24 protein-coding genes and 1 pseudogene are annotated in these 24,599 nt (G+C 61.2%); 15 read left to right on the top strand and 10 right to left on the bottom strand.

The features are described 5' to 3' along the window. Positions 1 to 32: 32 nt before the first annotated feature. The 4 genes and pseudogenes from P3T23_RS13210 to P3T23_RS13195 form a co-directional block, all read right to left on the bottom strand. Positions 33 to 1,391: an MFS transporter gene (locus tag P3T23_RS13210; protein WP_429316601.1), complete on the bottom strand. Its 1,359-nt coding sequence runs from the start codon at positions 1,389 to 1,391 to the stop codon at positions 33 to 35. 62 nt (positions 1,392 to 1,453) lie between these two features. Further along, positions 1,454 to 1,677 (bottom strand): annotated as a pseudogene (locus P3T23_RS13205) (porin); the annotation flags it as partial. A gap of 295 nt (positions 1,678 to 1,972) precedes the next feature. Next, on the bottom strand, positions 1,973 to 2,230 hold the full coding sequence (locus P3T23_RS13200; RefSeq protein WP_429316600.1) for a hypothetical protein: 258 nt from the start codon (positions 2,228 to 2,230) through the stop codon (positions 1,973 to 1,975). 226 nt (positions 2,231 to 2,456) lie between these two features. Next, positions 2,457 to 3,878 carry a pyridoxal phosphate-dependent decarboxylase family protein gene (locus tag P3T23_RS13195; RefSeq protein ID WP_429316599.1) on the bottom strand — a complete coding sequence of 474 codons (1,422 nt, stop codon included), beginning with the start codon at positions 3,876 to 3,878 and terminating at the stop codon, positions 2,457 to 2,459. A 278-nt stretch (positions 3,879 to 4,156) separates the two neighbouring features. Here P3T23_RS13195 and P3T23_RS13190 point away from each other — a divergent pair, with 278 nt between their 5' ends. Continuing rightward, positions 4,157 to 4,345 carry a hypothetical protein gene (locus tag P3T23_RS13190; RefSeq protein WP_429316598.1) on the top strand — a complete coding sequence of 63 codons (189 nt, stop codon included), beginning with the start codon at positions 4,157 to 4,159 and terminating at the stop codon, positions 4,343 to 4,345. A 118-nt stretch (positions 4,346 to 4,463) separates the two neighbouring features. Continuing rightward, a complete protein-coding gene (locus tag P3T23_RS13185; protein ID WP_429316597.1) occupies positions 4,464 to 5,723 on the top strand; it encodes a M20/M25/M40 family metallo-hydrolase in 1,260 nt (419 codons plus the stop codon). 56 nt (positions 5,724 to 5,779) lie between these two features. Here the strand turns inward: P3T23_RS13185 and P3T23_RS13180 are convergent, their stop codons facing one another. Then, positions 5,780 to 6,340: a hypothetical protein gene (locus P3T23_RS13180; RefSeq protein WP_429316596.1), complete on the bottom strand. Its 561-nt coding sequence runs from the start codon at positions 6,338 to 6,340 to the stop codon at positions 5,780 to 5,782. A gap of 485 nt (positions 6,341 to 6,825) precedes the next feature. Between P3T23_RS13180 and P3T23_RS13175 the strand changes: the two genes are divergently transcribed. The 10 genes from P3T23_RS13175 (at position 6,826) to P3T23_RS13130 (ending at position 15,714) form a co-directional block, all read left to right on the top strand. Beyond that, positions 6,826 to 7,431 carry a hypothetical protein gene (locus P3T23_RS13175; protein WP_429316595.1) on the top strand — a complete coding sequence of 202 codons (606 nt, stop codon included), beginning with the start codon at positions 6,826 to 6,828 and terminating at the stop codon, positions 7,429 to 7,431. Beyond that, positions 7,428 to 7,997, top strand: coding sequence for a hypothetical protein (locus tag P3T23_RS13170; protein ID WP_429316594.1), 570 nt, complete (start codon positions 7,428 to 7,430; stop codon positions 7,995 to 7,997). The genes P3T23_RS13175 and P3T23_RS13170 overlap by 4 nt, the downstream gene beginning before the upstream one ends. Positions 7,998 to 8,473: 476 nt before the next feature. Then, positions 8,474 to 9,307 carry a transporter substrate-binding domain-containing protein gene (locus P3T23_RS13165; protein WP_429316593.1) on the top strand — a complete coding sequence of 278 codons (834 nt, stop codon included), beginning with the start codon at positions 8,474 to 8,476 and terminating at the stop codon, positions 9,305 to 9,307. Positions 9,308 to 9,347: 40 nt separating this feature from the next. After that, positions 9,348 to 10,064 (top strand): amino acid ABC transporter permease, encoded by a 717-nt coding sequence (locus P3T23_RS13160; protein ID WP_429316592.1) that lies wholly within the window; start codon positions 9,348 to 9,350, stop codon positions 10,062 to 10,064. Positions 10,065 to 10,086: 22 nt separating this feature from the next. Next, positions 10,087 to 10,737 (top strand): amino acid ABC transporter permease, encoded by a 651-nt coding sequence (locus tag P3T23_RS13155; protein ID WP_429316591.1) that lies wholly within the window; start codon positions 10,087 to 10,089, stop codon positions 10,735 to 10,737. Next, positions 10,734 to 11,486, top strand: coding sequence for an amino acid ABC transporter ATP-binding protein (locus P3T23_RS13150; protein WP_429316590.1), 753 nt, complete (start codon positions 10,734 to 10,736; stop codon positions 11,484 to 11,486). The genes P3T23_RS13155 and P3T23_RS13150 overlap by 4 nt, the downstream gene beginning before the upstream one ends. A gap of 125 nt (positions 11,487 to 11,611) precedes the next feature. Further along, a complete protein-coding gene (locus P3T23_RS13145) occupies positions 11,612 to 12,373 on the top strand; it encodes an IclR family transcriptional regulator (RefSeq protein WP_429316589.1) in 762 nt (253 codons plus the stop codon). A 321-nt stretch (positions 12,374 to 12,694) separates the two neighbouring features. Further along, entirely contained in the window at positions 12,695 to 14,200 is a 1,506-nt protein-coding gene (locus P3T23_RS13140) for a hypothetical protein (RefSeq protein WP_429316588.1), read from the top strand. 159 nt (positions 14,201 to 14,359) lie between these two features. Then, entirely contained in the window at positions 14,360 to 14,803 is a 444-nt protein-coding gene (locus P3T23_RS13135; RefSeq protein WP_429316587.1) for an SRPBCC family protein, read from the top strand. After that, a complete protein-coding gene (locus P3T23_RS13130; protein ID WP_429316586.1) occupies positions 14,800 to 15,714 on the top strand; it encodes an ATP adenylyltransferase family protein in 915 nt (304 codons plus the stop codon). Before P3T23_RS13135 ends, P3T23_RS13130 begins: the two co-directional genes overlap by 4 nt. 78 nt (positions 15,715 to 15,792) lie before the next feature. Here P3T23_RS13130 and P3T23_RS13125 read toward each other — a convergent pair whose 3' ends face one another. Next, a complete protein-coding gene (locus tag P3T23_RS13125) occupies positions 15,793 to 16,416 on the bottom strand; it encodes an MlaC/ttg2D family ABC transporter substrate-binding protein (RefSeq protein WP_429316585.1) in 624 nt (207 codons plus the stop codon). A 367-nt stretch (positions 16,417 to 16,783) separates the two neighbouring features. On the opposite strand from P3T23_RS13125, the gene P3T23_RS13120 reads away from it, so the two are divergent. After that, the gene (locus tag P3T23_RS13120; RefSeq protein ID WP_429316584.1) at positions 16,784 to 18,277 is read left to right on the top strand and encodes an MDR family MFS transporter; all 1,494 of its coding nucleotides are present in this window, start codon (positions 16,784 to 16,786) and stop codon (positions 18,275 to 18,277) included. Positions 18,278 to 18,416: 139 nt separating this feature from the next. After that, positions 18,417 to 19,382, top strand: coding sequence for a D-2-hydroxyacid dehydrogenase family protein (locus tag P3T23_RS13115; protein ID WP_429316583.1), 966 nt, complete (start codon positions 18,417 to 18,419; stop codon positions 19,380 to 19,382). A gap of 99 nt (positions 19,383 to 19,481) precedes the next feature. On the opposite strand, the gene P3T23_RS13110 is transcribed toward P3T23_RS13115, so the two are convergent. From P3T23_RS13110 to P3T23_RS13100, 3 genes are all read right to left on the bottom strand, one after another. After that, positions 19,482 to 20,864 carry a pyridoxal phosphate-dependent decarboxylase family protein gene (locus tag P3T23_RS13110; protein ID WP_429316582.1) on the bottom strand — a complete coding sequence of 461 codons (1,383 nt, stop codon included), beginning with the start codon at positions 20,862 to 20,864 and terminating at the stop codon, positions 19,482 to 19,484. Positions 20,865 to 21,005: 141 nt separating this feature from the next. Further along, positions 21,006 to 21,248, bottom strand: coding sequence for a hypothetical protein (locus tag P3T23_RS13105; RefSeq protein ID WP_429316581.1), 243 nt, complete (start codon positions 21,246 to 21,248; stop codon positions 21,006 to 21,008). A gap of 140 nt (positions 21,249 to 21,388) precedes the next feature. Continuing rightward, positions 21,389 to 22,846, bottom strand: coding sequence for an FAD-binding oxidoreductase (locus tag P3T23_RS13100; RefSeq protein WP_429316580.1), 1,458 nt, complete (start codon positions 22,844 to 22,846; stop codon positions 21,389 to 21,391). A 316-nt stretch (positions 22,847 to 23,162) separates the two neighbouring features. Between P3T23_RS13100 and P3T23_RS13095 the strand changes: the two genes are divergently transcribed. Next, positions 23,163 to 23,456, top strand: coding sequence for a DUF1330 domain-containing protein (locus P3T23_RS13095; RefSeq protein ID WP_429316579.1), 294 nt, complete (start codon positions 23,163 to 23,165; stop codon positions 23,454 to 23,456). 133 nt (positions 23,457 to 23,589) lie between these two features. On the opposite strand, the gene P3T23_RS13090 is transcribed toward P3T23_RS13095, so the two are convergent. Continuing rightward, positions 23,590 to 24,543: a LysR substrate-binding domain-containing protein gene (locus tag P3T23_RS13090; protein WP_429316578.1), complete on the bottom strand. Its 954-nt coding sequence runs from the start codon at positions 24,541 to 24,543 to the stop codon at positions 23,590 to 23,592. Between the last annotated feature and the right edge of the window lie 56 nt (positions 24,544 to 24,599).

Here is a 24,599-nt window from a genome sequence, read left to right as displayed (position 1 = left end):
GCGGGCCGGGCATCCGTTTCGAGCGTGGCTGATCAGTGGCCGAAAGATCCGGCCTCCTGCGAGGAACCGGTGACGGTGTGCGGCCGTGCGGCCTGCTTGATCAGCAGCGCGATGCACGAAATCACACCCGCGCCCGCGACGATCGCGAAGATGGCGGAGAAACTGAAGTGTTCGCGTGTCAGTTCTGCGACGAGGAACGATCCGGCGATGCCGCCAAAGCGCCCCACCCCGAGCATCCACGCCACGCCGGTGCCGCGCCCTTGCGTTGGGTAAAATGCGGCGGCCAGCGCAGGCATCGACGACTGCGCCGTGTTCATGAGCACGCCCGCGACGAACACGATGAACACCAGCGCGCCGACGTTTCCGACAGCCTGACCGATGAAGTAGACGCTCACCGCGGTCAACGCATAGCACGCCGCAATGATGCGGTTGGCGTTGAAGCGGTCCATCAGCACGCCGCACAGCACAGCACCGACGCCGCCGAGCGGGAACAGCGCGGAAATCAGGGTGGCGCGCTGCGGAGTGAGGCCGGCGTCCTTGAGCAGCACCGGCATCCAGTTGATCGACGCATAGAAGATCACGAGGCCCATGAAGTACGCGACCCACAGCATCACGGAACCGACGATATACGCGCGCGACAGCACGACGCCGAGGCCCTTGCTGCCCGTTTGCGGAGCGTTCTCGGTCATCACGAAGGAGCCGGCTTGCACGGCATCGCCTGAAATACGCGCGAGCGCTGCGCGGACCCGTTCGACCGGGTGACTGTTCGCCACCATGTAGCGTACGGATTCCGGCATCTTCGCGAGAAGCAGGACCAGCAGCAGCAAAGGCGTGACACCGCCAAGGACCAGCACGCTGCGCCAGCCGAAATGCGGGATCAGCCACGCGGCGAGAAAACCGCCAAACGCCGCACCCAGCGGAAAGCCGCAGAACATCAGATTGATCAGCGTCGCACGGCGCCGGTCAGGGCAGTATTCGCCCATCATCGTCACCGCGTTCGGCATCGCCGCGCCAAGGCCCACGCCGGTGATGAAGCGCAGTGTCGTCAATTGCTCGATGCTGCTGGAGAACGCCGAGCCGAGACACGCCACGCCGAATAGCAAAACCGATCCAAGCAGCAGCGAGCGCCGCCCAAGGCGGTCAGACAGCGGCCCCGAGACGAGCGCGCCGCACGCGAGACCAAACAGGGCCGCGCTGAGCACCGGTGCAAGCGCCGGCTTGCTGATGCCCCATTCGGTAATCAGCGACGGCGCAATGAAGCCGATCGCCGCGGTGTCGAAACCATCCAGCAGGACGATGACGAAACACATGAAAAAGATGAGCCATTGAAATCCGGAAAACGGATGCTCATTGATGAAGGTCTGTATGTTGACGGCGTTGCTACGGCTCATGGCTTGTCTCCTTTGCGTGCGGCAGGCACGAGGGCCGCCGTCCTTTTTACGATCGTGCCGCTTCAGAACGGGTGCACGATGCCGACGCCGGCGGCAAACTGTCTACCCGATGAAGACGGCGTGGTCTGGGTGCCGTCGCCGATCGTCGCGGTGGCGCTGATGAACTGGCATCTGTGCCGGGCGTGTTGCCACGCGCGCGCTGGAACGCCTGCGACGCGTACATGCCGGTACGCTTCGAAATCGAATAGTACCCGGACAGCTTGAGCTGGTGGTACTGCGCGACACTGATCGTTTCCCGTATCGACCGGGCTGCTGGTCTGGCGACCCGGTCGTCAAATCTTTGGCCTTCGTCTCTGTTCGCATACCGAACTCGCATTCTTGATGCGAACGGCCCGAACTGTAATGAATCCGCTAGCACAGGGTCAACGCGGGATAACCCCCATTCAATTTTTTATGCGACAGGCAACCCGCTTTTAGGTGGACGAACGAGGGGGTGTCGAAACCCGCGTACGCAGGAAACGCAGTGCAAACCGAAAGAGACCTGGCATGGTCGCGGGACTCCAGGCAGGCACCTGCCTGAATCATGGTCTGCAGCTCACCACGAGCTTCCTCGTCACGAAGCTGCCCGAGTCGGTATAGGTCTTCTTCTCCTGACGGTCGACCACGTCGTATCCGCTGGAGCAGGCGTTCGCGGCCGCCTTGTCGCAGTCGTGCCAGGTCCGCAGAAGGCCGCCGCAGGAGATGATCGCACCCTCGCGGCCGCTCGCTGTCCGCGTGTGGTTGACCATCGCGCCGCAGCCGGTCAGGGAAACCACAAGGAGAATTGCGATGCTTCGCATGACATCCCCTTCGGTATGGGTTAGCTGCCAGATTAGATCACAACGCAGCCGGATTCCGCCCGGTATCCAACAATAGAGGCACGGCTTACCCAGGCACGGTCGATCACCGGCTGATCTGTCCGCGTGCCCGGGGACAGCGCGATCCATCGCGCAACTGGCGTGCATAGGGAAGCACCGGCCCTGCTGCCGTGAACGAATCCGCGAAAACTGCGCGATAAAGCGATGTTTACCCGTTCTGCGCTCGCAACACTTGCGCTACTGCTGCCACTGCACGCGCTACATCCTGAGAACTGGTCTGCCAGTTGCACACTGACACCCGCATGCAACGCTTCCCCCGCCAGGTCGTGTTGCTGAACAGCGCTTCGCCGCTTGCCAGCACCGCACTTGTGACAGCATCGGTCCATGCATCGTGGTCGGCCTCGGTGGCGTCAGGCCGTCGATCCAGAAAACGGACCAATCCCTGATTGATTGTCGGCTCCCACACCAACTCCGTGCCAGGAAGAGCGGCGATGCCAGTCGCGAGGCTATGCGCTGCGTCGCAACAGCGATCGATCAGAGCGCCGACGCCCTGGCGGCCGAGTTGACGTAGCGCGGCATAAGCCGCGACACCGCGCCCGCGCCGGGACCAATCCGGGTTCCAGTCCTTTTGCTCGCGCACCTGATCGTTGTGCGAGATGTAGCTTGCCTCGTAGGACATCGCATTGCGGTGGGCCTGCGGATGCGCGACGAAAGCAAAACCGCTGTCATACGGCACGTTCAGCCATTTGTGCCCGTCGGTTGCCCATGAGTCGGCCTGCTCGACGCCGGCCAGCAAATACTTGTAACGCGCGCTGACGTTCGCCCACAGGCCGAAAGCGCCATCGACATGAACCCACGCATCGTAGCGATGCGCGAGAGGAATCAGTTCGGCGAAACAATCATAGGCGCCGATGTTCAGATCGCCCGCCTGAAGCAGGACGAGAGTGGGTGTGTCGGGCGCTTCCTGCAGCGCCTGTTCGAGCGTTGCAGCATCCAGTTGACCGGCCTGATTCGTCCGCAGCCCTGTCATCGCTCCTGTTCCCATCCCCAGCAAGCGCATGGCGCGAAGGATGCTGCCGTGGAATTGATCGCTGCTCAGGATACGGATTTTTGGTGCGCCGCAAAGGCCGTCGCGCTCGACCTGCCAGCCGCGGCTCGCAAGCAATGCGTGGCGCGCTGCCGCCAGCGCGGTGACGTGCGCCATCTGACAACCGCTGGTCATAGCGAAACTGGCGTGGCGGGGCAAGCCGAGCAAATCCTTTAGCCAGTCTCCGCATACTTCTTCAATGACGGCTTCTGCCGGTCCGCATGAATACGATGCGGCATTTTGATCCCAGGCGCTGGTCAGCCAGTCCGCCGCCAACGCGGCGGGCAACGATCCACCGATCACCCAGCCGAAAAACCGGCCGCCGGCGCTACCGATGATGCCCCCGGCCGTGTCGGCGACAAGTTCATCAATCACCCGCTCGGCGGGCATGCTCTCGCTGTTGAGTGGTTTCGCCAGGCGTTCGCGCAACGAATGCAGACTTGCGCTGGCGGCGACTGGACTATGTTCCAGATTTTCCAGATGCGCGAGGGAGTGGCTTAGCGCATGTTCAAGCGCGAGGCGAAAAGAGGATGTGTCGTTCATGCCTGGTTCCCTGATAGATGTGGCCGGGCAATAACCAGCGCCGCTGGCGCCGCAGCGATCACCTGGCATTCGGGGCAAGTGTAGCGACTATACACAGCGTTGACTGGCGTTCGCAGCATGGAACCTGGCCTGCGCTGCGCCTACCTTATCCAGACCACAACGATGTCGAGGCTGCCGCCCTTGACATTCCAGCGGTGGGAATGTTGAAACTGGACCCGACAGCGTGGCAAACACGAAGTCGCGCTGGCGATCGCGTTTCAGTCTCGGAGAGAATCGTCGTGAAGATCAATCATATTCATCGTCTGGTTACTATCGCAGCAACTTTGGCCATATCCCTGTTCGCTGTCGACGCGTCGGCGCAGCAAGCTGACAGCATGAAACCAGGCATGACGGACATGTTGGGAGAGCAGATGAACATGTCACAGACAAAGACAAAGACAGCAGACGACCCGTCGACGGGGCTATGATTCGATCAGGTGTTTCTCTCTAGTGTGTAAGGGAGCCCCGTTTTCGACCAGCCCGTTATCGCCTTGATCATTTCATTTTGCAGGCTGCGGATGTGATGTGATAGATGCGAGAGATGCCATGAACCACACCGAATTGAAGAACCGTATCGCCGGATGGCTCGACCAGCATCGCGACGAACAGCAGGCACTGCTTGCAGCACTCGTCCGTTGCCCATCGGACAACCCGCCGGGAGATTGCGCGCCCCATGGCGAACTCACCGCCAGCGAGATGGAAAAGCTGGGCTTCGCGGTGGAGCGTCATCGTGTTCCTGACGAAGTCCTCGCGCGTCACGGCATGCGCAGCGTGATCAACGTCGTCGTGCGCGAGCGGTTCGGTAGAGGCCCGACCGTCGCCCTTAACGCGCACGGCGACGTGGTGCCTGCCGGCGGCGGCTGGAGCACCGACCCATACGGCGCGGAAATACGCGACGGCTGGATGTATGGGCGCGGCTCGGCGGTATCCAAGTCCGACTTCGCAAGCTATGCGTATGCGTTGCGCGCGCTCAAGGATTGCGGTGCACCGCTTGCCGGCACGGTAGAACTGCACTTCACCCACGATGAAGAAACGGGTGGATTGGCAGGACCCGGCTGGCTGCTCTCAGAGGGCATCACGCGCCCCGATTTCGCCGTCTGCGCTTCGTTTTCGTATCACGTGACAATCGCCCACAACGGCTGCCTTCATCTCGAAGTCAAGGTCAGCGGAAAGTCCGCGCACGCGGCGCGACCCGACACGGGACACGACGCGCTTGAGGCCGCGACACGTATCCTCGCCGACCTGTACGCGCATCGCGCGATCCTCAGCGAGCGTCATTCGAAGGTTGCCGGCATCGACACGCCGACGCTCGTGGTCGGCCTGATCGAAGGCGGCATCAATACGAACGTGGTGCCCGACGAAGTCACGTTCCGGCTCGACCGGCGGATCATTCCCGAAGAACAACCCGAAGCGGTCGAAGCCGAACTGCGCGCGCTCATCGAAGCGAGCGCCGCAAAGCTGCCCGGCATTCGTGTCGGTATCACGCAGATCCTGCTCGCCCGGCCATTCATGCCAATCGAGGGAGCCGAACGGCTCGCCGATATCTTCTGCCGCGAGGCCAGCCTCGTGATGGGCGAGGAGGTGCCGACCAACGGTGTCCCGCTGTACGCCGACGCCCGGCTCTACGTCGAAGCCGGTGTCCCGACCATCATGTACGGCGCGGGACCGCGCACGCTGCTGGAGGCGAATGGCCATCGCGCGGACGAACGCGTACCCGTTGCGACGCTTTCGCTCGCGAGCAAAGTGGTGGCTAACGCGATCGTGGAACTGCTCTGCACATCCGCCGGGTCAGGGGAGGGTCAATGACGCGCTCGACAGGATGGTCGAACGGGCGCAGGATGGCATGACGATGATGTCAGGTTCTAATCTGCAGCCGAACCGGAAGCCGAGCGGCGGCCATCCAGATCTTTTATCGCCGGGAACACGTCGCGATCCCAGGAATGGTAGCCATAAGACCGCCACACGGTCTTGTGCGCCACGACGATTTCGAACAGCGGTGTCCCGGGCTGCAGATTCCCGCGTTGCTGATTCCTCTTGAACAGCCATTGCACGCTGTCGGGATGATAATCCTCGGCTACTTCTGCACTGGCGATGGCCTGCCGATCCACGATGACAAGATGAACGTCAGGATGAGTTTGAGCCCATGACTCGAATTCACCCTTCCCTCCGAGCGAGCCCTTCCAGCGCGTGCAATAGATACAGTCTTTCGCCGAATGCACAACGAGCAGGACAGGCTGGCCTTCCTTGACGGTGGCTTCCCGCAATCGCTCCTTCCAGTCCACTTTTGGCTTTGATGCGGGAACACTTGCGTCGCTGGCGGTATTTCCGTCATCTGTCTGTGCAAACGTCGGTGGCGCCAGAAGCATCAACAAGACCATCCATACAATCGATGTCGAAGACGGTATCGCTTTGAACAGTCTCACGGCAACGCTCCTGTAGTGGCCGGCAGAAGAGCCCTGAATGTTTTCAAAGTTTATCCCGTCCGGCAAGGCGCGGACGGTGCTGCAACACACATACTGTACTGCAATGCAGGAGCGCGGCAACGGCGTCTTGTGCCATCACGGCGAAGTCAAATGCGACCCGAAGCGGCTAGCGACCCTTGCCCGGCTGTGACGGCCATTCACCCTTCCCCGTCGCGGCGATCATTCCGTCGCGAAGTCCAATACTGCCATCCAGACAGAAAGGCTTAATGTCCAGAATACACAGGGCATCGAGCGCTTAGCCGTCCAGTGCCTTGCAGAAAAATAACACCAGCCACGAAATCTAAAGAATCGTAGTTGTGGGCCGTAAAAGAGAATACGTGTTCTCGTCGTTCGACGCATCTGATGCTGTCTGATCCATCGAGTGACGGCTACCGGGGCCAGCTTCTGTTCGAGATAATCCGAAAAAGTAGAAACAAGAGATATTCATGTTCAATACAAAACGCACAATCGCGCTTGCCGGTGCAATCGGTCTTGCGCTATCGCTCTCCGCCTGCATGACGCCTCATTCCTATGTGGACCAGTCGCTCGGCGAACCGCACTACGCAGATCTGAAAAAGTCCGCAAGCCCACAGCCCATCCAGTTGCTGGTCGAGTTCCAGACCAAAGGCGTAACCAATGCACGGGCCACTGACGCCGTCAGACCCCGCGTGTACGAGCAGGTATCGCAATCCGGCCTGTTTAGCCAGGTGTCGTACGACCCTGTACCGTCTGGCCGCAAGCTGTCCATTTCCATCAACAACATCGCGTTGACGGACAACGTTGCAGCCAAGGGCTTCGGCGTAGGACTGACTTTCGGCCTCGTAGGCACGATGGTCACCGATGGGTACATCTGCACCGTCAACTACGTCGAACCTGGCCACGATGCGGTGACCAAGGTAGTCAAGCACGCTATCTACACGACAATCGGCAACGCATCCGGCCCGGCGGGACTTCAACCGATGCCCATTCAGCAAGCCTCCGACACGATGATCAAACAGATCGTGGCCAGGAGTCTGGAAGAAATCGATCAGTCGTCGGACCTGGCCCAGTGATTCGCTACCTCGAAGCCCGTCGGCGCCTGGCCAGGTCGCTTGCCGTACCGGCGATTCTGGCTGGCGCGCTGAGCTTGAGCGGGTGCGTCACGCAGCAAGTGCTGCCCTATCAGGTGAGCGTGTCCAACCAGATGACGCTAGCGCGTCTCCCTCATGCAGCACGCTACCGGGTAACGACTGGCGCAGAACCCGCCGACGTTCAGACCTCGGTGCGAGCCGTTCGCTTCTCCGCGCCGGGAAGCGGTTCGTGGTCCTCATACCTGAACGAAGCGATCCGCACCGAACTGTCGACCTCGGGAAATTACGACGCTGGCGCAACTGCAACACTGGAAGCGACGCTCCTTGAAGTCCGGGTGACAGACGGCAAGGCAGAACTGACGGCGCACTTTGTCGTCAGACGCGATCAGACCGTCCGCTACGACAAGATGCTGCGCGTGGACACCCATTGGGATTCGGAGTTCCTTGGCGTGCTCGCCGCGTCGAACGGACTTAATCAAACCACAGCCATCTTCCAGGATCTGCTTCGCAAACTGTTCGAAGATCCGGATTTCATCGCAGCCACGTAGGTCGGAGCCGGCCTGGATCACCGGGTTGGGCGGCTGCGGGATAGGTGATCGCTGATGCATGTCAATTCCCGGCTTATCGGTGTTCGATTCCACCGCATCGCCGACAGTAAAAAAATCCGTCGACAATATTTCGCATTCCATATTTATCGCCGAATACGCGTAAAGAACCCCATCGAAGACCAGGCGCTTCACCTCCGGGCGGATTCAGCAAAAAGCCCGCGATTTCTTTCGCTTTGAAAGCACCGCACGTTCACGCGCAATGCGTTATCCGCGTCCGTGTATACCCCATTGCAACTATTTTTTTCCCGTGAAACACTTCCCTCCATCTGCTGTGTCGGACATGATTCCGATATATCAGACAGCCGGGCATAAGCGCGCGATTCGTTCGATCTCACCGATCGGAGCATGCCGGGAAGGCCATGTTGATCGCCGTTTCCTCCACGCACGGAGTTCTCACACCAGATCGGGATCGAAAAATGAGATTTGTCAGGGAAAGCGCAAAATTCAGTTGCTTGTTCGCGGTAGCCGGTCTGCTGATGCTCGCCGGCTGCACGAAGGTCGCCCCGCCGGAACAAGGCGCCGCGGTTGATTCGACGCTGAAGCAGGTCCTGCAACGGGGCACGCTGCGCGTAGGCGACTGTTTGACCTTTGCGCCGTTCGGCTTCTACAACAAGGACGGCCAACCTGACGGCTACGACGTCGACCTGGCGAAAGAACTGGCGAAGCAGATGGGCGTCAAGCTCGAAGTCGTGAATACGACGAGCGCCAACCGCATTCCGAACCTGCAAACCAGCAAGGTTGATGTCGTGTTCTGCAACTTCACCCGCAACCTGGAGCGGGCGAAGGAAATCGCATTCACGAATCCCTATGTGGTCGCAAGCGAGGCGCTTCTGGTCAAGAAGAGCAGCGGCATCAAGTCCATCAACGACATGTCGAATCGCACGATTGCGACGGTCAAGGGCTCGACGAACGGCGACGAGGTGCGCTCGCTGAACATGAAGGTCAAGATCCAGGAATTCGACAGCTCGCAGGCCGCGATCCTTGCCGTCAAGCAGGGACAGGCCGATGCGATGATTGAGGACAACAACTTTCTCGCCTATCAGGCATCGCTCGATCCGGATCTGACCGTCACCAACGAAGCGCTGGTTCCGCTCGAATACAACGCATTCGGCGTGAAGGCAGGGGATGAGGTTTGGCTCAATTACCTGAACCTGTTCCTGTTCCAGGTCAATGCATCGAAGCAGAACGCGCAGCTATACAAGAAGTGGTTCGGCGCCGAGCCGCGCTTCCCGCTGAACCCGCAGTACTGAAACCCCGCTAGCGCCGCGCTGCTCGATCGACGGAGGAACCATGAGCTATGAATGGGTGACCCTTGCGGGTTATTGGAACGATTTCGTTCGCGCGTCGTGGCTGACGCTCCAGGTCACGCTGCTGGCCTTCGTCCTCGCGATGCTGCTCGGTTTGCTCACCGCACTCGCAAGCTCATCGCGCGTCGGGCTGCTGCAGGCGATCGCGAGGATGTATGTCGAAGCGATCCGCAATACACCGGTGCTGCTGCAGATCTTCATCGTGTTCTTCGGCTTGCCCTCGCTCGGCATCACGCTCAATGCCTATACCGCCGGCGTCATCGCGTTAGGGGTGAACGTCGGCGCGTATCTGGCCGAAGTGTTTCGCGCGGGTATCCAGTCCGTGCCGCGCGGTCAGCTTGAGGCGGCGTCTATCCTTGGTCTGGAACGTTCGCAGATCTTCATCGAGGTGGTTCTGCCGCAGGCCGCGCGCGCCGTCTATCCCGCGATCGTCAACAACCTGATCCAGCTGTTGCTCGGCACGTCGCTCCTGTCGGCGATCGCGCTGCCGGAGTTGAGCGGAACGGCAACGGTGATCAATGCGCGCACGCTGCTCTATATCCAGACCTTCTCGATCACGCTGATTGCCTACCTGTTCCTGAGCAACCTGCTGTCGTGGCTGGCGGGCCAGATCGGTGTGCGTGTCTTTCATCCGCCGCTCGTCATGAAGAAACGCACGCGCCGGCCGTTCCTCGTCGCACGACAGGCCGATCGCACCTGAGCGCTCAAACCGGAGACCGAACATGTCGAGCGAATTGTTGATGACCAGCCTGGCGATCCTGTTTCAGGGACTGCTGGCGACCCTGCTTCTCTCTGCGGCGTCGATCGTTGGTGGAACGCTGATCGGGCTGCTGGCAGCCGTATTGCGCTCATTCGGGCCATGGGGCACGCCGCGCGTCGCCAGGCTCTATACCGAACTGTTTCGCGGCACGCCTGTGTTGATCACGCTGATGTTCATCTATTTCGGCGTGTCGTACTTCGGCTACGCGATCGATGTATTCGCGGCGGGTGTCGTAGGCTTGAGCGTATATCAGGGCGCCTACATCGCCGAGGTGTTCCGCTCGGGCATCGAAGCCGTTCCGAAAGGCCAGTGGGAGGTGTCGCAGATCCTAGGGCTCAGCAAGACTCAGGCTTTCTTTTCAGTGATCCTGCCGCAAACCGGAAAGATCGTGATGCCGCCGCTCGTCGGCCAGTATTTATCGCTTATCAAGGACACGTCGATCGTCAGCATGATCGGCATGTCGGAATTGATGCATGGTGGTCAGGCCATCGTCGACCGGGTCGGCAAACCGGTGGAAATCTATGGACTCGTTGCCGTGCTTTATTTCATCGTGTGCTTTCCACTGTCGCAGTGGGTGCGCCACCATGACCGAAGAAGGAGCCTGTTGTCATGACCACTGTCGCTACGTCGAAGCCCATCATCAACCTCACCGGCGTCAGCAAGTCGTTCGGCGCTACGCAGGTCCTGAAGGAGATCAACCTCGATGTGCGGCCGGGCGAAGTGCTCGTGCTGATCGGCGCGTCGGGCTCGGGCAAGAGCACGGTGCTGCGTATCATGAGCGGTCTGGAAACGGCCGACACGGGCGAAGTCTGGGTCAACGAAGTGCCGCTGCACGATGCGCGCCGGGCGAAGGAAATCCGCGGTCATGTCGGCATGGTATTCCAGCAGTTCAACCTGTTTCCGCACAAGAGCGCGCTTGGCAATGTGACGCTCGCGCTGATCAAGGCACGCAAGATGAGCGCAGCGGACGCGAAGAAGCGTGCGATGGACGCGCTCGACCGGGTGGGCCTTGCCGATCGCGCCGAGCACTATCCGAGCCAGCTTTCCGGCGGCCAACAGCAGCGTGTCGCGATCGCAAGAGCGTTGGCGGTCGAGCCAGGCATCATGTTCTTCGACGAGGCTACGTCCGCCCTCGATCCGGAACTCGTCGGCGAAGTGACCGAAGTCATGCGAGGACTGGCGCGCGACGGGATGACCATGGTCGTCGTCACGCATGAAATGGGCTTCGCGCGCAAGACCGCCGACCGCGTCGTGTTCATGGACAAGGGGGTGATCGCGGAACAGGGCGCCCCCGAGCAGATCTTCGTGAACCCGCAGAACGAACGTACGCGCCAGTTCCTGCATCGTGTGCTCGACCATTGAGCGCGCCGCCGAAGAGGCGGCAGTCGTCTTCAGGCCGCAGGCTGACAGCGCGTCGCCCTTCACGCGCTGAACTTGCGTCACACAAACGATAAACTGCGAACCCTTTCGCCGACGGAGTTGAAGGAATGTCCGCACCAGAATCATCGAGGGCCAGGGGAGTCGACCGCGTCATCGGCATTCTCAAGCAGTTGCATATCGCGCGGCGTCCGATGACGATGCGCGAACTGATTGAAGCGACCGGCGCGCCGCGCTCGAGCATCTACGAACTGGTCACCATGCTCACGGAAGCCGGATGGCTCGAGACAACGGCCGACGGCAGCGTGTTTTTCGGCCGCGAGATGCATTACTACGGCTCCGACTATGCCGTACATAACGATCTGATCAGTCGCGCCCATCAGGCGATCCTCGCGCTCGTCCGGACCCACGATGAGACTGCGCAGTTGTGCATGCTCGAAGGCAACAAGTACACCGTGGTCCTGTCGGAGAACAGCTCGCGGCCCTTCAACATCAGTTCCGACATCGGCGTAAAAGTGCCGATTCCGTGGACTGCATCGGGCCGCCTGCTGCTCTCCCATCTGCGCGCGGAGGAGATTCGCAGCCTGATCCCGGACGAGGACTTTATCCTCGACAACGGCAGGCGCGTTGAATTTCAGGACTTTCTGCACGACGTCGAGCAGGCGGCCGAGCTGGGGTACTGTTGCACCGAAGGCCTTTCTCACACCTTTCGACTGTGCATGGCGGCGCCTATACGCGACCGGACGGGGCTTCCCGTCGCTGCGCTTTGCTTCATGACGAGCCGCGACACGGATCCGGGAAAGCGCGCGATGATGCTGGAGGATCTCATCAGGTCTTCGAAGTCGTTATCGCAGCCTTACGCACGGTTGTAGACGCCGTGTCTCTCGGCTCAAACACTTCGCACTAACCAACCGGGAAATATCCGACTATATTTCGAATGGTCGCGCCGCCCCCTGCCCGTTTCCGCAAGGGGCAGACTCGCCCGCGCGTCCGTATGCCGACGCGACCATCGACAGCGCTTCAAAAGCCATTACCGGAACGGGTACCGCGGAACTCCTGTTTTTCCAGGTCGACGCCAGCATTTCCCTTGACGATCGAAACCTTACGTGAGGATCGTTCAACGCCCAGGGCATGCCGCGTCGCGACTTCACGCTCGCGCAAGCGTTGTCCGCCAGCGCAGGATGGAGGGGCCAATGTCCATCGCCAGACTGATGCTAAAGCTTCTCAACCTGTCCGTACTGTGGATGTGCGCGTACGCCGGCTCGGCGTGCGCGCAAAGCGGCGATTCAGTGCCCGCCTACCACCACACCGGCAACCGAAGCGGCCAGTATGTCGTGGCGGGCCTCACCTGGCAGAGTGCGCCACGCCTGCATCGGGACGTGCGCTTCGACGGCACGGTCGAAGGGCATGTCTATGCCCAGCCGCTCTACTGGCGCCCTCCCGGCGCGACGGGCGGACTGCTGATCGTCGCGACTGAAGCGAACGTCGTCTACGCGCTGGATGCCGTAACGGGTCACGTGGTATGGCGCGATGCACTCGGAACGCCTGCACCTGCCGCCGACCTGCCTTGCGGCAACATCCATCCACTTGGAATCACTGGCACGCCGGTGATCGACTCCGCGACGGGCGCGCTATACCTCGACGCGCTGGTGGTCCGCCAGAATGAGCCGAGGCACCTGGTGTACGCGCTGTCGCTGCGCGACGGCTCGGTGCTGCCCGGCTGGCCGGTCGATATCGCCGCAGGGCTGCAGGCGAAAGGAATGTCGTTCACGCCGCGCCTGCAGAACCAGCGAGGGGCGCTGACGCTTCTCGATGGGCGGCTGTTCGTCCCATACGGCGGCCACTACGGCGACTGCGGCGACTACCACGGCTGGGTAGTCGGCTTGCGACGCGACACGCCAGCGGTCTTCGACGGATGGGCGACTCGCGGACGCAAGGGCGGCATCTGGGCCCCCGGAGGAATCGCCACGGCCGACGGCGCCCTGTTCGTCTCGACCGGCAACACCGACGGCGCCGATAGCTGGGCGGATGGCGAGGCAGTCATCCACCTCGCCCCCGACCTTCACCGATCGGCAAGCCAGCACGACGCGTTTGCGCCCGCCGACTGGCACGAGCTGGACGAGGCCGACCTCGACCTGGACGGCGCCAACCCGATGCCGATCGACTTACACGGCCATCGCCTGATCGTAGCGTTGGGCAAGGACGGCAAGGCCTATCTGCTGGACCGGGAGAATCTGGGCGGCATCGGCGGTGCGCTCGACGTGCAGCAGGTGTCGCGCGGGCCGATCCGCGCCGGGCCTGCGTCATACTCTACGCCGGATGGGGTTTTTGTCGCATTCCCAGGCGCCGGGTCGGCATGTCCGGGCGGAAGCGACCCGAATGGTCTGGTCGTGTTGCGGATCGGGGCGGCTTCTCGTGGCGGCTTGAGTACGGCCTGGTGCGCGAATATTGACGGTGCGGGTAGCCCGATCACGACAACCAGCGACGGCAGCGCGGACCGCATCGTGTGGATCGCTGGCGCGGAGGGCGACAACCGTCTGCATGGTTTCCGGGGCGATAGCGGCCAGCCGGTGTTCGTCGGCGGCGGCCCTGACGATGTCATGCCCGGGCTGCGGCATTTCGTGACCATCCTCGCCGCAGAAGGGAAACTCTACGTCGCGGGTGACGGCAAGATCTACGCGTTTAGCATTCGACCGTGAGCCTCAGCTTGACGGGCGTCTTCTTCGACCGAAGACGAACCGCATCGCATGCATCACCGGTGCCCAGCCAAGTGTATAAAGAAAACTCGACGCCGCGGAATTCACAGCCCTCGTTCTCAGGGGCCACGCGAAAGGAGCACGCGGCCATCGGAGGTAGTGATGACCGATCTCTATCATCAGATCACGATCGAGGCCGCGACCGAGCGCGTCTTCGCCGCGCTGGCCACCCGGGAAGGACTTCAGGCGTGGTGGACGGAAGATAGCGTCTTCGAAGCGCGTCCGGGCGGCATGGCCGAGTTTGGTTTCTGGGAACGCAGCGTCGTCTTCCGCATGCGTGTCGACGAGCTGGATCCGCCGCACAGGCTGGTGTGGTCCTGCGTCAACGGGCCACCGGACTGGGTCGGCACTACGCTCAGTTTCGAGCTGGCGACGCTCGAGGCAGGCAAGACCCAAGTCTCTTTCCTGCACACCGACGCACACTCGGCGGCGAAGGCGATAGCCGAGCGCAACACGACCTGGGGGTGCCTGATGCGCCAGCTGAAGCACCATCTTGAAGGCATACCCTTCAACCCGGTGTTCAAGGTGTCGGGACGTCTGCAATGAATCTCCCTCTCCAACCCGACACCTTGTGGCCCGCCATCCTGCGCCAAACGGCGCATGCGCTGGCTTGTGGCGCGTTGCACCCGATCGGCACACTCCGCACGACGATCGAAGATGGCGGCGTACGCTTCCTCGTTCGCCAGGTGTCGAGTCTCGCGCGCAAGGATGAGGACCAGCAAAAGCGCATGGCCAGGACTGCGGACGGTCGCAAACCTAACCCTTTCCTCCCTTACGACCCGGACCTCTTCGTCGCTGATATCTCGGAGACGCACCTCGCTCTCCTCAACAAGTTCAACGTCATCGATCATCACCTCCTCATCGTCACGCGTCGCTTTGAACTGCAGGAGGCATTACTCAATCTGGAAGACTTTGGCGCATTGTTCAACTGCATGGCCCAGTTCGATGGCCTCGGCTTCTACAATGGCGGTCCGGCCGCCGGCGCGAGCCAACGTCATAAGCATCTGCAGATCGTGCCCTTGCCGCTCGACGAACTGGACCCGCTTTTGCCGATCGAGCCGCTCCTTGCGGCTGCATGCATGGACGGATTCATCGGTTCCGTACCCGGCCTCGCTTTTCCTCACGCGTTTGCCCGGCTGGAACCGCTGGGCGCAACGAATTCGCTGGAGACGGCTCACAGTGCATTCGAGCGCTACCTCGCGTTGCTCGACAAAGCCGGTATGCCGGGGATGGTTGTCGATGGCGAACCGCGGCAGTCGGCGCCGTATAACCTGCTGGTCACGAACCAGTGGATGCTGCTCGTGCCGAGATCGACAGAGTGCGTCGAGGGAATCGCGGTCAATGCCCTGGGGTTCGCGGGGTCCCTCTTCGTTCGCGACGAAATACAGATGGAAACGGTCCGGAGACTCGGCCCGATGACCGTATTGCAGCGCGCCGCCAGGTCGACTTCGACGTAGGTCCGCTCTTATGGCCTGCGTGAACAGGCCCTAACGTCTTGTCAAGGAACGTCCAACATCATCCTGCCCACCGGACAGTTACTGCTTGCCCGAAGCAAGCTGCTGGTTGCGCTCAGCAAGAAACTGGATCAAGGCGTCTACGCTGTCCTGCTGAATCTTGTCGTTGAACTGCTGCCGATACGTTTGAATCAGCCACGCGCCGAGCACATTCAGGTCATACACGCGCCAGCCTTGCGGCGTTTTGTACAAACGGTAGTCGATTTCTACGGGTCCGGCCTCGTTGATCGCGACCGTGCGTACCACGACGTCGGTATCGGTCGGCGCGACGCGCATCGGCGGGTAATCGATCTTTTGATCCGGGCGAAGCTGCGCAAGCGTGCCCGAATACATGTGGATCAGCAGCGTCTGGAACTGGTCGACCATCTGCTGCTGCTGCGTCGGCGTCGCCGTCCTCCAGTGGCGGCCCATCGCGAGCTGCGTGGTACGGTGAAAATCGATGTAGGGAAGGATGTCCCTGTCCACGACATCCTTGATGCGAGGGATATCGGTCGGCTCGATCGCCCGGCTGTGCACCTCGTCGAGTACCTGCTGGGTTACGGTCTTGATCAGCGCCTGCGGATCCGACTGGTCGACCTGCGCGTAGGCCGCGCCGCCGAAAATGAATAGCGCTGAGAAAACAGGGATGAGGAACAGAATCTTCATATGTAGGGTTCCGGCAATGTTCACAATCGCGAGTGACAAGCATATTCCATCTACGCCGAATCGGCCGTTGCTGCTGCGCATCACCGTGAGTGTCACGTCCAGCGGGTGAAGCCGTCGGCACTCTGCGTCGTCCGCCCGCTCGACAATGATAGGAAGCCGTTCGGCGCGTCGCCATGCATTTTTTCGATGCAGGAAGGGCTGATGGATTGCCTGAACCCGCTTCGGCGCCCGTCCTCAGGGGCCGGGACGCCTGCAGACATCTTTCGCGAGGTGCATAATCGACGCCGTCCGCACTGGTGCCAGCGGACGCAAGCGTCGCCACGGAGCGATCTGCGACGCGCTGTCGTTTCTCACTCTAACTGTCCCCATGTCCCGCAGCCCACAGTCGTCGCGCCCTCTCATCATCGCATCCGTCATGGCTTCCATGGCAATGGTCGCCATCGAAGCCACCATCGTTTCCACCGCCATGCCGCAAATCGTCGCCGAACTGGGCGATCTGCACCTCTACAGCTGGGTCTTCTCTTCGTTCCTGCTCACGCAGACCGCGATGACGGTGATCTTCGGCAAGCTCGCCGACCTGTATGGACGCAAGCCCGTCATCCTCGCCGGTATCGCGATCTTCCTGATCGGCTCCGTGCTCGCCGGCTTCGCATGGTCGATGCCGGCGATGATCGTCTTCCGGCTGATTCAGGGAATCGGCGCGGGGGCGATCCAGCCGGTCACGCTGACAATCGTCGCCGACCTCTATCCCGCGCGCGAACGAGGCAAGGTGCAAGGCTACCTTGCGAGCGTCTGGGCAATCTCGGCGGTCGTCGGGCCGATGGTCGGCGGCTTCATCATCCACAATCTGTCGTGGGCATGGATCTTCTGGATGAACGTGCCGATCGGGCTCGCGTCGGCCGCGGGCTTTATCGCTTTCCTGCGGGAATCGGAGCGACACGCCCGTCCCTCGATCGACTTTGCCGGCGCGGCGCTTTTCATGGCCGCGATTGCAGCGCTGATGATGTCGCTGACCTATGCCGGTGACGACGACATCACCAGGGCATCGATCGCCGGCGCTGTGTTTGTGGTGAGCGTGCTGTGCTTCGTGCTGCAGGAGCGTCGCGCCGCCGAACCGATGATCTCTTTTGCGCTCTGGAGCCGCCGACCCATCGCTGCCTGCAACGGCGCGACGGTCCTGTCCGGCATGATTCTGATGGGCGCCACCACGTTCCTGCCGATGTACGTTCAGGGCGTTCTGCATCGTTCGCCCGTGGTCGCCGGCCTTGCGCTCACGATGATGATGGTCGGCTGGCCCGTAGGCGCGACGCTCGCAGCGAAGTCATTTCACCGCACCGGATTGCGACCCATCCTGATCGGCGGCAGCGCTTTTATTCCGGTGGGTGCGGTGCTGCTTCTCCTGCTGTCGCCCGGAAGCTCGCCGCTCGTCGCCGCGTTCGGTTCGCTCATCATGGGCTTCGGTATGGGAACGTCGAGCGTCAGTTCGCTCGTCCTGATCCAGGAAATCGTCGATGCCGCGCAGCGCGGAAGCGCGACCGCATCGAATCTCTTCTCGCGCAATCTCGGCAGCACGCTTGGCGCCACGCTGTTCGGCGCGGTGCTGAACTTCGGTCTTGGTCATTCAGGGCACGGCGTGGCGGTCACGTCAGATCAGCTGAAGGCACTGCTTCAAAATCAGGCAGCGAGTCTTGCCAGTGGCGATGCGATCCGTCAGGTGCTGCATCAATCGCTTCACCTGACGTTCCTGTCGATTTTCGCGATTGCGATCTTTGTCGTCGTGCTTCTGGCCTTTGTGCCCGCGATCCACATAGGACCCGCAAAGAAGGTGCCTGTCGAGGCGTTGTCGCCGCTCGAGGACTGAAGCGCAGTGCGGCGATTGCTGGCGTCTCTGCAGGCAAAGCCGGTTTGCGTCAAACTGACGGTTCACCGGCAGCCAGGGCGTGCACGTCATGCGCGCGGCGCCTCGGCCTCCCAACCACGCAAGACATGGAGAATGCAGCATGTCCACCCTGCCCCGTATCAAGGCGGCGATCCTCGACGATTATCAGAATGTCGCACTGACGATGGCCGACTGGTCGCCGCTGGACGGCCGCGTCGACATCACTGTGTTCAATGACCACATCGACGACGTTGAAAAACTGATCGATCGTCTGAAGCCCTTCGACGTGCTGTGCGTGATGCGCGAGCGTACGCCGCTTACGCGCGACGTCATCGAAAAGCTGCCGAACCTCAAGCTGATCGCGTCGACCGGCGCGGCGAATGCGTCGATCGATCTCGACGCCGCTGCTGAACGTGGTATCGAGGTGCGTCACACGGGTTACAGCTCGACGCCGACGATCGAATTCACGTGGGCGCTCATCTTGAGCATGGTTCGCAACATACCGCTGGAGAACCAGTCGTTCCGGCAGGGCGGCTGGCAACTGTCGCTGGGAGAAGAACTCGCCGGCAAGACGCTCGGCCTGCTCGGTCTGGGACGCGTCGGGTCCGCCGTCGGTGTGATCGGCCGTGCGTTCAGAATGAACGTCATTGCGTGGAGTGAGAATCTCACGGCGGAACGCGCGCAAGAGAAAGGCGTACAACGGGTCAGCAAGGACGAACTGTTTTCCAGCTCGGACCTCCTGTCGATCCATGTGCGGTTGAGCCCGCGAACGCATCATCTGGTTGGCGCAGCCGAATTTGCCCAGATGAAGCCGACCAGCCGGCTGATCAATACGTCGAGAGGTCCGATCGTCGACGCCGCCGCGCTCGTCAAGGCCTTGACGAGCGGTCAGATCGCCGGCGCCGCGCTGGATGTTTACGATGTCGAGCCTCTTGACAATCCGCATCCGCTGCGCGAATTGCCCAATCTATTCGGGACCCCGCATATCGGCTACGTGTCGAAGGAGCTGTATCGTACGTTCTATGGCGATACGGTTCGCAACATCGTTCAGTGGCTCGACGAGACCGGGCGTTCCTCGAAGGTGTGACGCAAGCAGTATGCAATACCCGCCGCGCGGGTGGTGAGCAGGCCCGCGAGTTCCCGGGCCTGCTCACGCACCGGCAGAAAAACTGGCGCTATTGCTTCTTTAAAGTGCGTTCGTAATCGCAGCGAATACGCGTTCGACGTCCTCTTCACTGGTGCGCCAGTTACTGAATGCGGCACGGATAGCCCACGTGCCGTGCAGGACCGTGGGCGACAGGAATACCTGCCCATCGTCGCGCAGACGCCTTATCAGCGTTTGAATTCGCTCTTCACCCGGTTCATGGGCGAGCGTAAAACAGACCACGTTCATTCGAACCGGCGCCAGTAGCAAGAGTCTCGGTTCGTTGGCGATACGCTCTCCCAGCGCACGCGCCGCGGCGATGTTCTGTTCGACGATGTCACGATGCCCTGCTTTACCGTAGCTAGCCAGGGCGAACCATGCCGCGAGTGCCCGCAGACGTCTCGAGTTTTCGGGCGTGAGGTGCACGAAATCGGGTTCCCCCTGTGGAAACCCAAGATAAGACGCGTTGTTCTGGAACACGCGTACCTGCAGATCGCGACGCCGCGTGAACTGAAGCGCACTGTCATAAGGCACGTTCAGCCACTTGTGGCAGTCGATGCAAATCGAATCTGCCGCGTCAAGCAGGCGCACGAGGTGTGCGTGCTCTGCAGTCAATGCGGCGAATCCACCGAAGGCTGCATCGACGTGCAACCAGAAATCGTGCCGGCCCTTCAGTTCAACAATCGCATCCAGATCGTCGAAGTCGACGGTATTCACTGTGCCGGCGTTGGCAACGACAATCGCTGAGGCGCCCGCGAGGCTGGTCAACACTTCATCCAGCGCGACCACATCGATTGCCTCACGTCCGGGTAATAGCGGTACACGCTGGATGGCCTGCCGTCCGAGACCCAGCATGGATGCCGCCTTGTAGATGCTCGAATGCGGCGCTCCCGACAACACACGCACAGATCCCAGTGCGGCCAGACCTTGCTCACTGACGGATACGCCCGATCGCTCGCCGACCCATTCGCGCGCGATGGCCAGTCCCACCATGTTCGACATGGTCGCGCCACTGACGAACGTCCCTGTGTGCGCAGTCGATATACCGAACATCTCCCGCATCCACGCTACGGTCTCACGCTCGAGATCCGGGGCCAGTGAGTCGAGGCCGGAGGTTGGATTCTGGTCGAAAACGCCGGTCAACCAGTCGCCTGCCAGCGAGGCAGGTGTCGTGCCGCCGGTCACGAATCCCAGATAACGCGGCCCGGCACTGCCTGAAAATCCCGGCGCCCATCTTGCGCGAAAGTCGGCGAGGGCGGCATCGAAGCCTCGTCCTGTAGCCGGCAAGGCCATCGATGCGGGCGCTTTAGGTGCCTGCGCAACCGGTCGGTCATCCACAGTGGCAAGCAGCTGAGCCGCGTATTCCTGCGTCGTGGACAGAATCTGGGCGATACGGTCGAGATCGTGTTTCAGGTCGGGATGCATGATGGTTCGCTATCAACGTGTCCGACTAGCATGATCCATCAGACGGAAATCCTGAAGATACAATTCGATAAGAACTGTACTGGTCAGCGGGACGCGCGGCTACCTATGCCGGGTTCGCGGCCGATCGCGATTCGATTGCGTTCAACGCTTGCGCGAAGCGGCGGGCAGGCCGTCCAGCCTCGTCAACAGCATCGAAGCGCGCCTGCCCAGTGCGCGAGGCAACCCCGGAGTCGCCAGCACCGTATCGATGCGCGCGCGCCAGTAGGCCGGTGTCGTCACCGTGGCCGACGGGTTGATGTCGTGGCAGCGAATCAGGCGCTCCAGCTGCACAATCATGGTCTCGATATGCGACAGCTCCTGCATGGCATGGTCGTGATACCACATATGCACCTCGTCAATTCAGCTCTGGTGTTGCTGTTGTATGCGCCGTCGCTCGAATTCAGGCATGGCACGGACGCGGCCATCGCCGCGACTTACGCGAGCCACGGCGCCCGTGGCCATCGATGCGGCATCGAGCCATCGGCCTACCGCGGCGCGGGTCGAACGTTCTGGTTAAGGCGAAAGAAATTGGTCGGGTCATACCTCTTCTTCAGTTCCATCAGCCGCGGATAGTTTTCGCCGTAGGCAGAGCGCACCCGATCCTCACCTTCCTCGCCGAGGTTGTTCGCATAGACCCCGCCAGTGGAGAACGGTTTGACTGCGTCCCATACGTCGCGCGCCCAACGGATATTCAGGTCGTCGTCGGCGGGATCGTCCCAGATCGAAATCGGAAAGCAGTCGTATAGCGCATCACGGTTCACATAGGGCGTCTCCGATTTTGAGATCCGCGCGATCGCCCCACCAACCTGCTGCAACACGAGCAGTGATGAGACGGAGGGCGCGTTCGCGTAGACGCTGAGCATTGTGTCGATGGCGGTGTCGGTGAGTTCGCCCAGAAACTGGGCTTTCCAGTAATAGCGCCGCCCCCGCGGGAAGATGCCGTCACTGGCTGTCTGGATCTGCAGATAAGGCACTGGACCGAAGCGGCTCTCCACCGGCGTGCCGTATTCCCTGAGCTGTCCGATGACGCGCTCGCCCAGCGCAAGGGGGCCGATATAACATGCAGAGACACTGAAGAACTGTTCGCCGGACGGCGCCGTAACAAGCGCCGCGTCCAGACTCAGCTCATCTGGAGCATTGCCGGAAAAATCCCTGTAGAACCGCATTGCGTCGCGTGCCTGACCGTACGGGTAAGACACCGAGCCCGCGAGGATCATGGGCCCAACTGGATGAAGCCGGTATTCGAATGCGGTCACGATACCGAAGTTGCCGCCGCCTCCGCGTACGCCCCAGAACAGGTCGGTGTTTTCGGAAGCACTTGCCCGGTGCAACTGGCCGTCTGCCGTCACGATTTCGGCGGCGATGAGGTTGTCGCAGGTCAGCCCATGTTTGCGGGCGAGCTTGCCGAAACCTCCGCCCAGAGTCAGCCCGGCTATGCCGGTGTCACTATTGACGCCCATTGTCGTCGCCAGTCCATGAGCCTGCGTCGCCGCGTCGAACTCGCCCAGGTTCAGGCCGGCTTCCGCACGTGCGATCCGGCGCACGGGATCGACTTCGATTCGCTTCATGCGCGAAAGATCGATCACGATGCCCTGGTCGCACACCGACAGACCCGCCACGTTGTGGCCGCCACTGCGAACCGACACAACGTAGTTGCCCGACCTCGCGAAGTCAACCGCCTCGATGACGTCATTCGCGTCGGCGCAATAGACGATGATCGCTGGTCGGCGGTCAATTGCACCGTTCCACACCTTACGGGCGCGCTCATATCCAGCATCCACCGGCAGGACGACCTCGCCATGCACGCACTGCCGGAATCGCTCGACACTCGATGCTGGTTGATCGACGGCCCCTCCGGCACTCTCGATGCGTTTGCCCACTTCCATCGAACCTTCTCCTTGCGCCACGACCAGGTCGCCGACAGCTTCGCATTCACCTGCCACTGCCCACTCGTACGAAGTGATGTGCAGATCGCCTGTATGACGACGTTGTTGACCAGATTCCTACGCCGCCCCAAATTCTTACACAACGTAAGATAGACGAAAATATGAAAGTATTTTGTAGGGATTACCCGAGTGCAGGCTTGAGCACAGGGTGCGCCAGCCACCTGTGTGATGGGTGCTTTGCGATACCTTGCTTCGAACGCGATGATCGTCGCGCACGCGGACAAACGGGAATGCTGGCAAGTGACATAATTGCCACTTTGCTGGTTTGCAAGACAGCGACTGCTTGATCGCCTCGAAACACAAGGAGATTTAAATGAGCAAGGGATATTGGGTGACCGCATACCGCAAGACGAAGGACCCGTCGAGGTTGGCAGCGTACGCACAGTTGGCAGCGCCCGCCTTGATAGCGGCTGGCGGCAGATTCATCGTACGGGGAGTCGCCGAAGAGGCTCATGAGCAAGGTTTGAAGGAGCGGACGGTCGTGGTTGAGTTTCCGACCTACGAGCAGGCAGTCACCGCATACGAAAGCGACGCGTACAAGAAAGCGCTTGAAGCCTTGGGCGACGCCGTCGAGCGCGATCTGCGCATCGTCCGCGGCGCGGAATGACGCGCAGCATGCGACCGACGCGGACGGCGTAAGAAGGTCCGCTGCCGGGCGGATCGCACGGCCGGATGTCTTTCGCGAATGCACAGGCCAACCGATGCGCGTCTCCGACGCGCTACCCATCCCAGGTGCGAGGTCAAACGAGCATCGTCAAGGTGTCAAATAGCACAAGATCTTCTTTCCTCGCCGATCTTGCGTGTCGGCGGATCACTTGCAGGAGGCACTCGATGAAGCACGAGGCCGCTCCGCTCAGCGTGCTGTTGCGCCGGGTGACAATGCTCAGTTGTCTAGGCTCGAATGCTTCCCTCAACGCCAGAACTGCCAGGTGCCCCTTGAACGGCGGCGCCACTTTTAGAATGGCAGGGCACCACGTGCACATATCGGCCCGTTCGACCAGGGTCTGGAGCGTCCCCAGTGAATGCGCGCGCACAATGCGGCGCGGGTCGATTTGCGCACCATGGCGCGTAAAAAGATAATCGATGAGCGCGTCCTGCCCGTCCGGCGCGAAATTCAGCGCCCAGTCCTGGTCCAGTAAATCGTGAATTGAGCGACAGTCCTGCCGCGGATGTCCCTGGCGTACCATCACGGCCGTCTCGTAGCTCAAGACCGGCTCGCAGGAAAACTCCCGCGTGACAATAGACGGATCCAACTGCCCGATCACGAAGTCCATGTCGCCCGCACGCAAGAGCGGCTGCGCGACAGCCATCAGACTCTCGAACAGTTCCAGCTGAATATCGGGCATTCGCTTGCGGAACAGCAAGACCGTCTCGGCCAGAAACGTCAATGTAATCCACGGCGTGACACCGACACTAAGCCGTCCTTCCGCCCGACCGCGTAGCCTGGCCAGTTCGTTCTGCGCGTGCTCCATCTGATTGAGGACGAGCCGCGCATGCGTCAACAGCGCCTTGCCATATTCGGTAAAGCTGATCCCTTCAGGCGCGCGTATCAGCAACGGCAGTTGCTCAGCGGCTTCAAGTTCGCGCAGTGCGCGCGTGACAGCGGCCTGAGAAATCCCCAATGAACGCGCGGCCGCTCTGATGCTGCCCGTTTCCGCACTCGCGACCAGCGCCTGCAATTGATGAAGCTTCACGAAACCACCCTGACAACAAACGGTTGTCAGGATAACAAAACTGCGGCTTCCCGCTC

Source organism: Paraburkholderia sp. GAS448, assembly GCF_050435685.1.
In the GTDB taxonomy this organism is placed as follows: domain Bacteria; phylum Pseudomonadota; class Gammaproteobacteria; order Burkholderiales; family Burkholderiaceae; genus Paraburkholderia.
The sequence above is the reverse complement of the archived record's forward strand: the minus strand, read 5'-3'. Positions and strand labels throughout refer to the sequence as shown.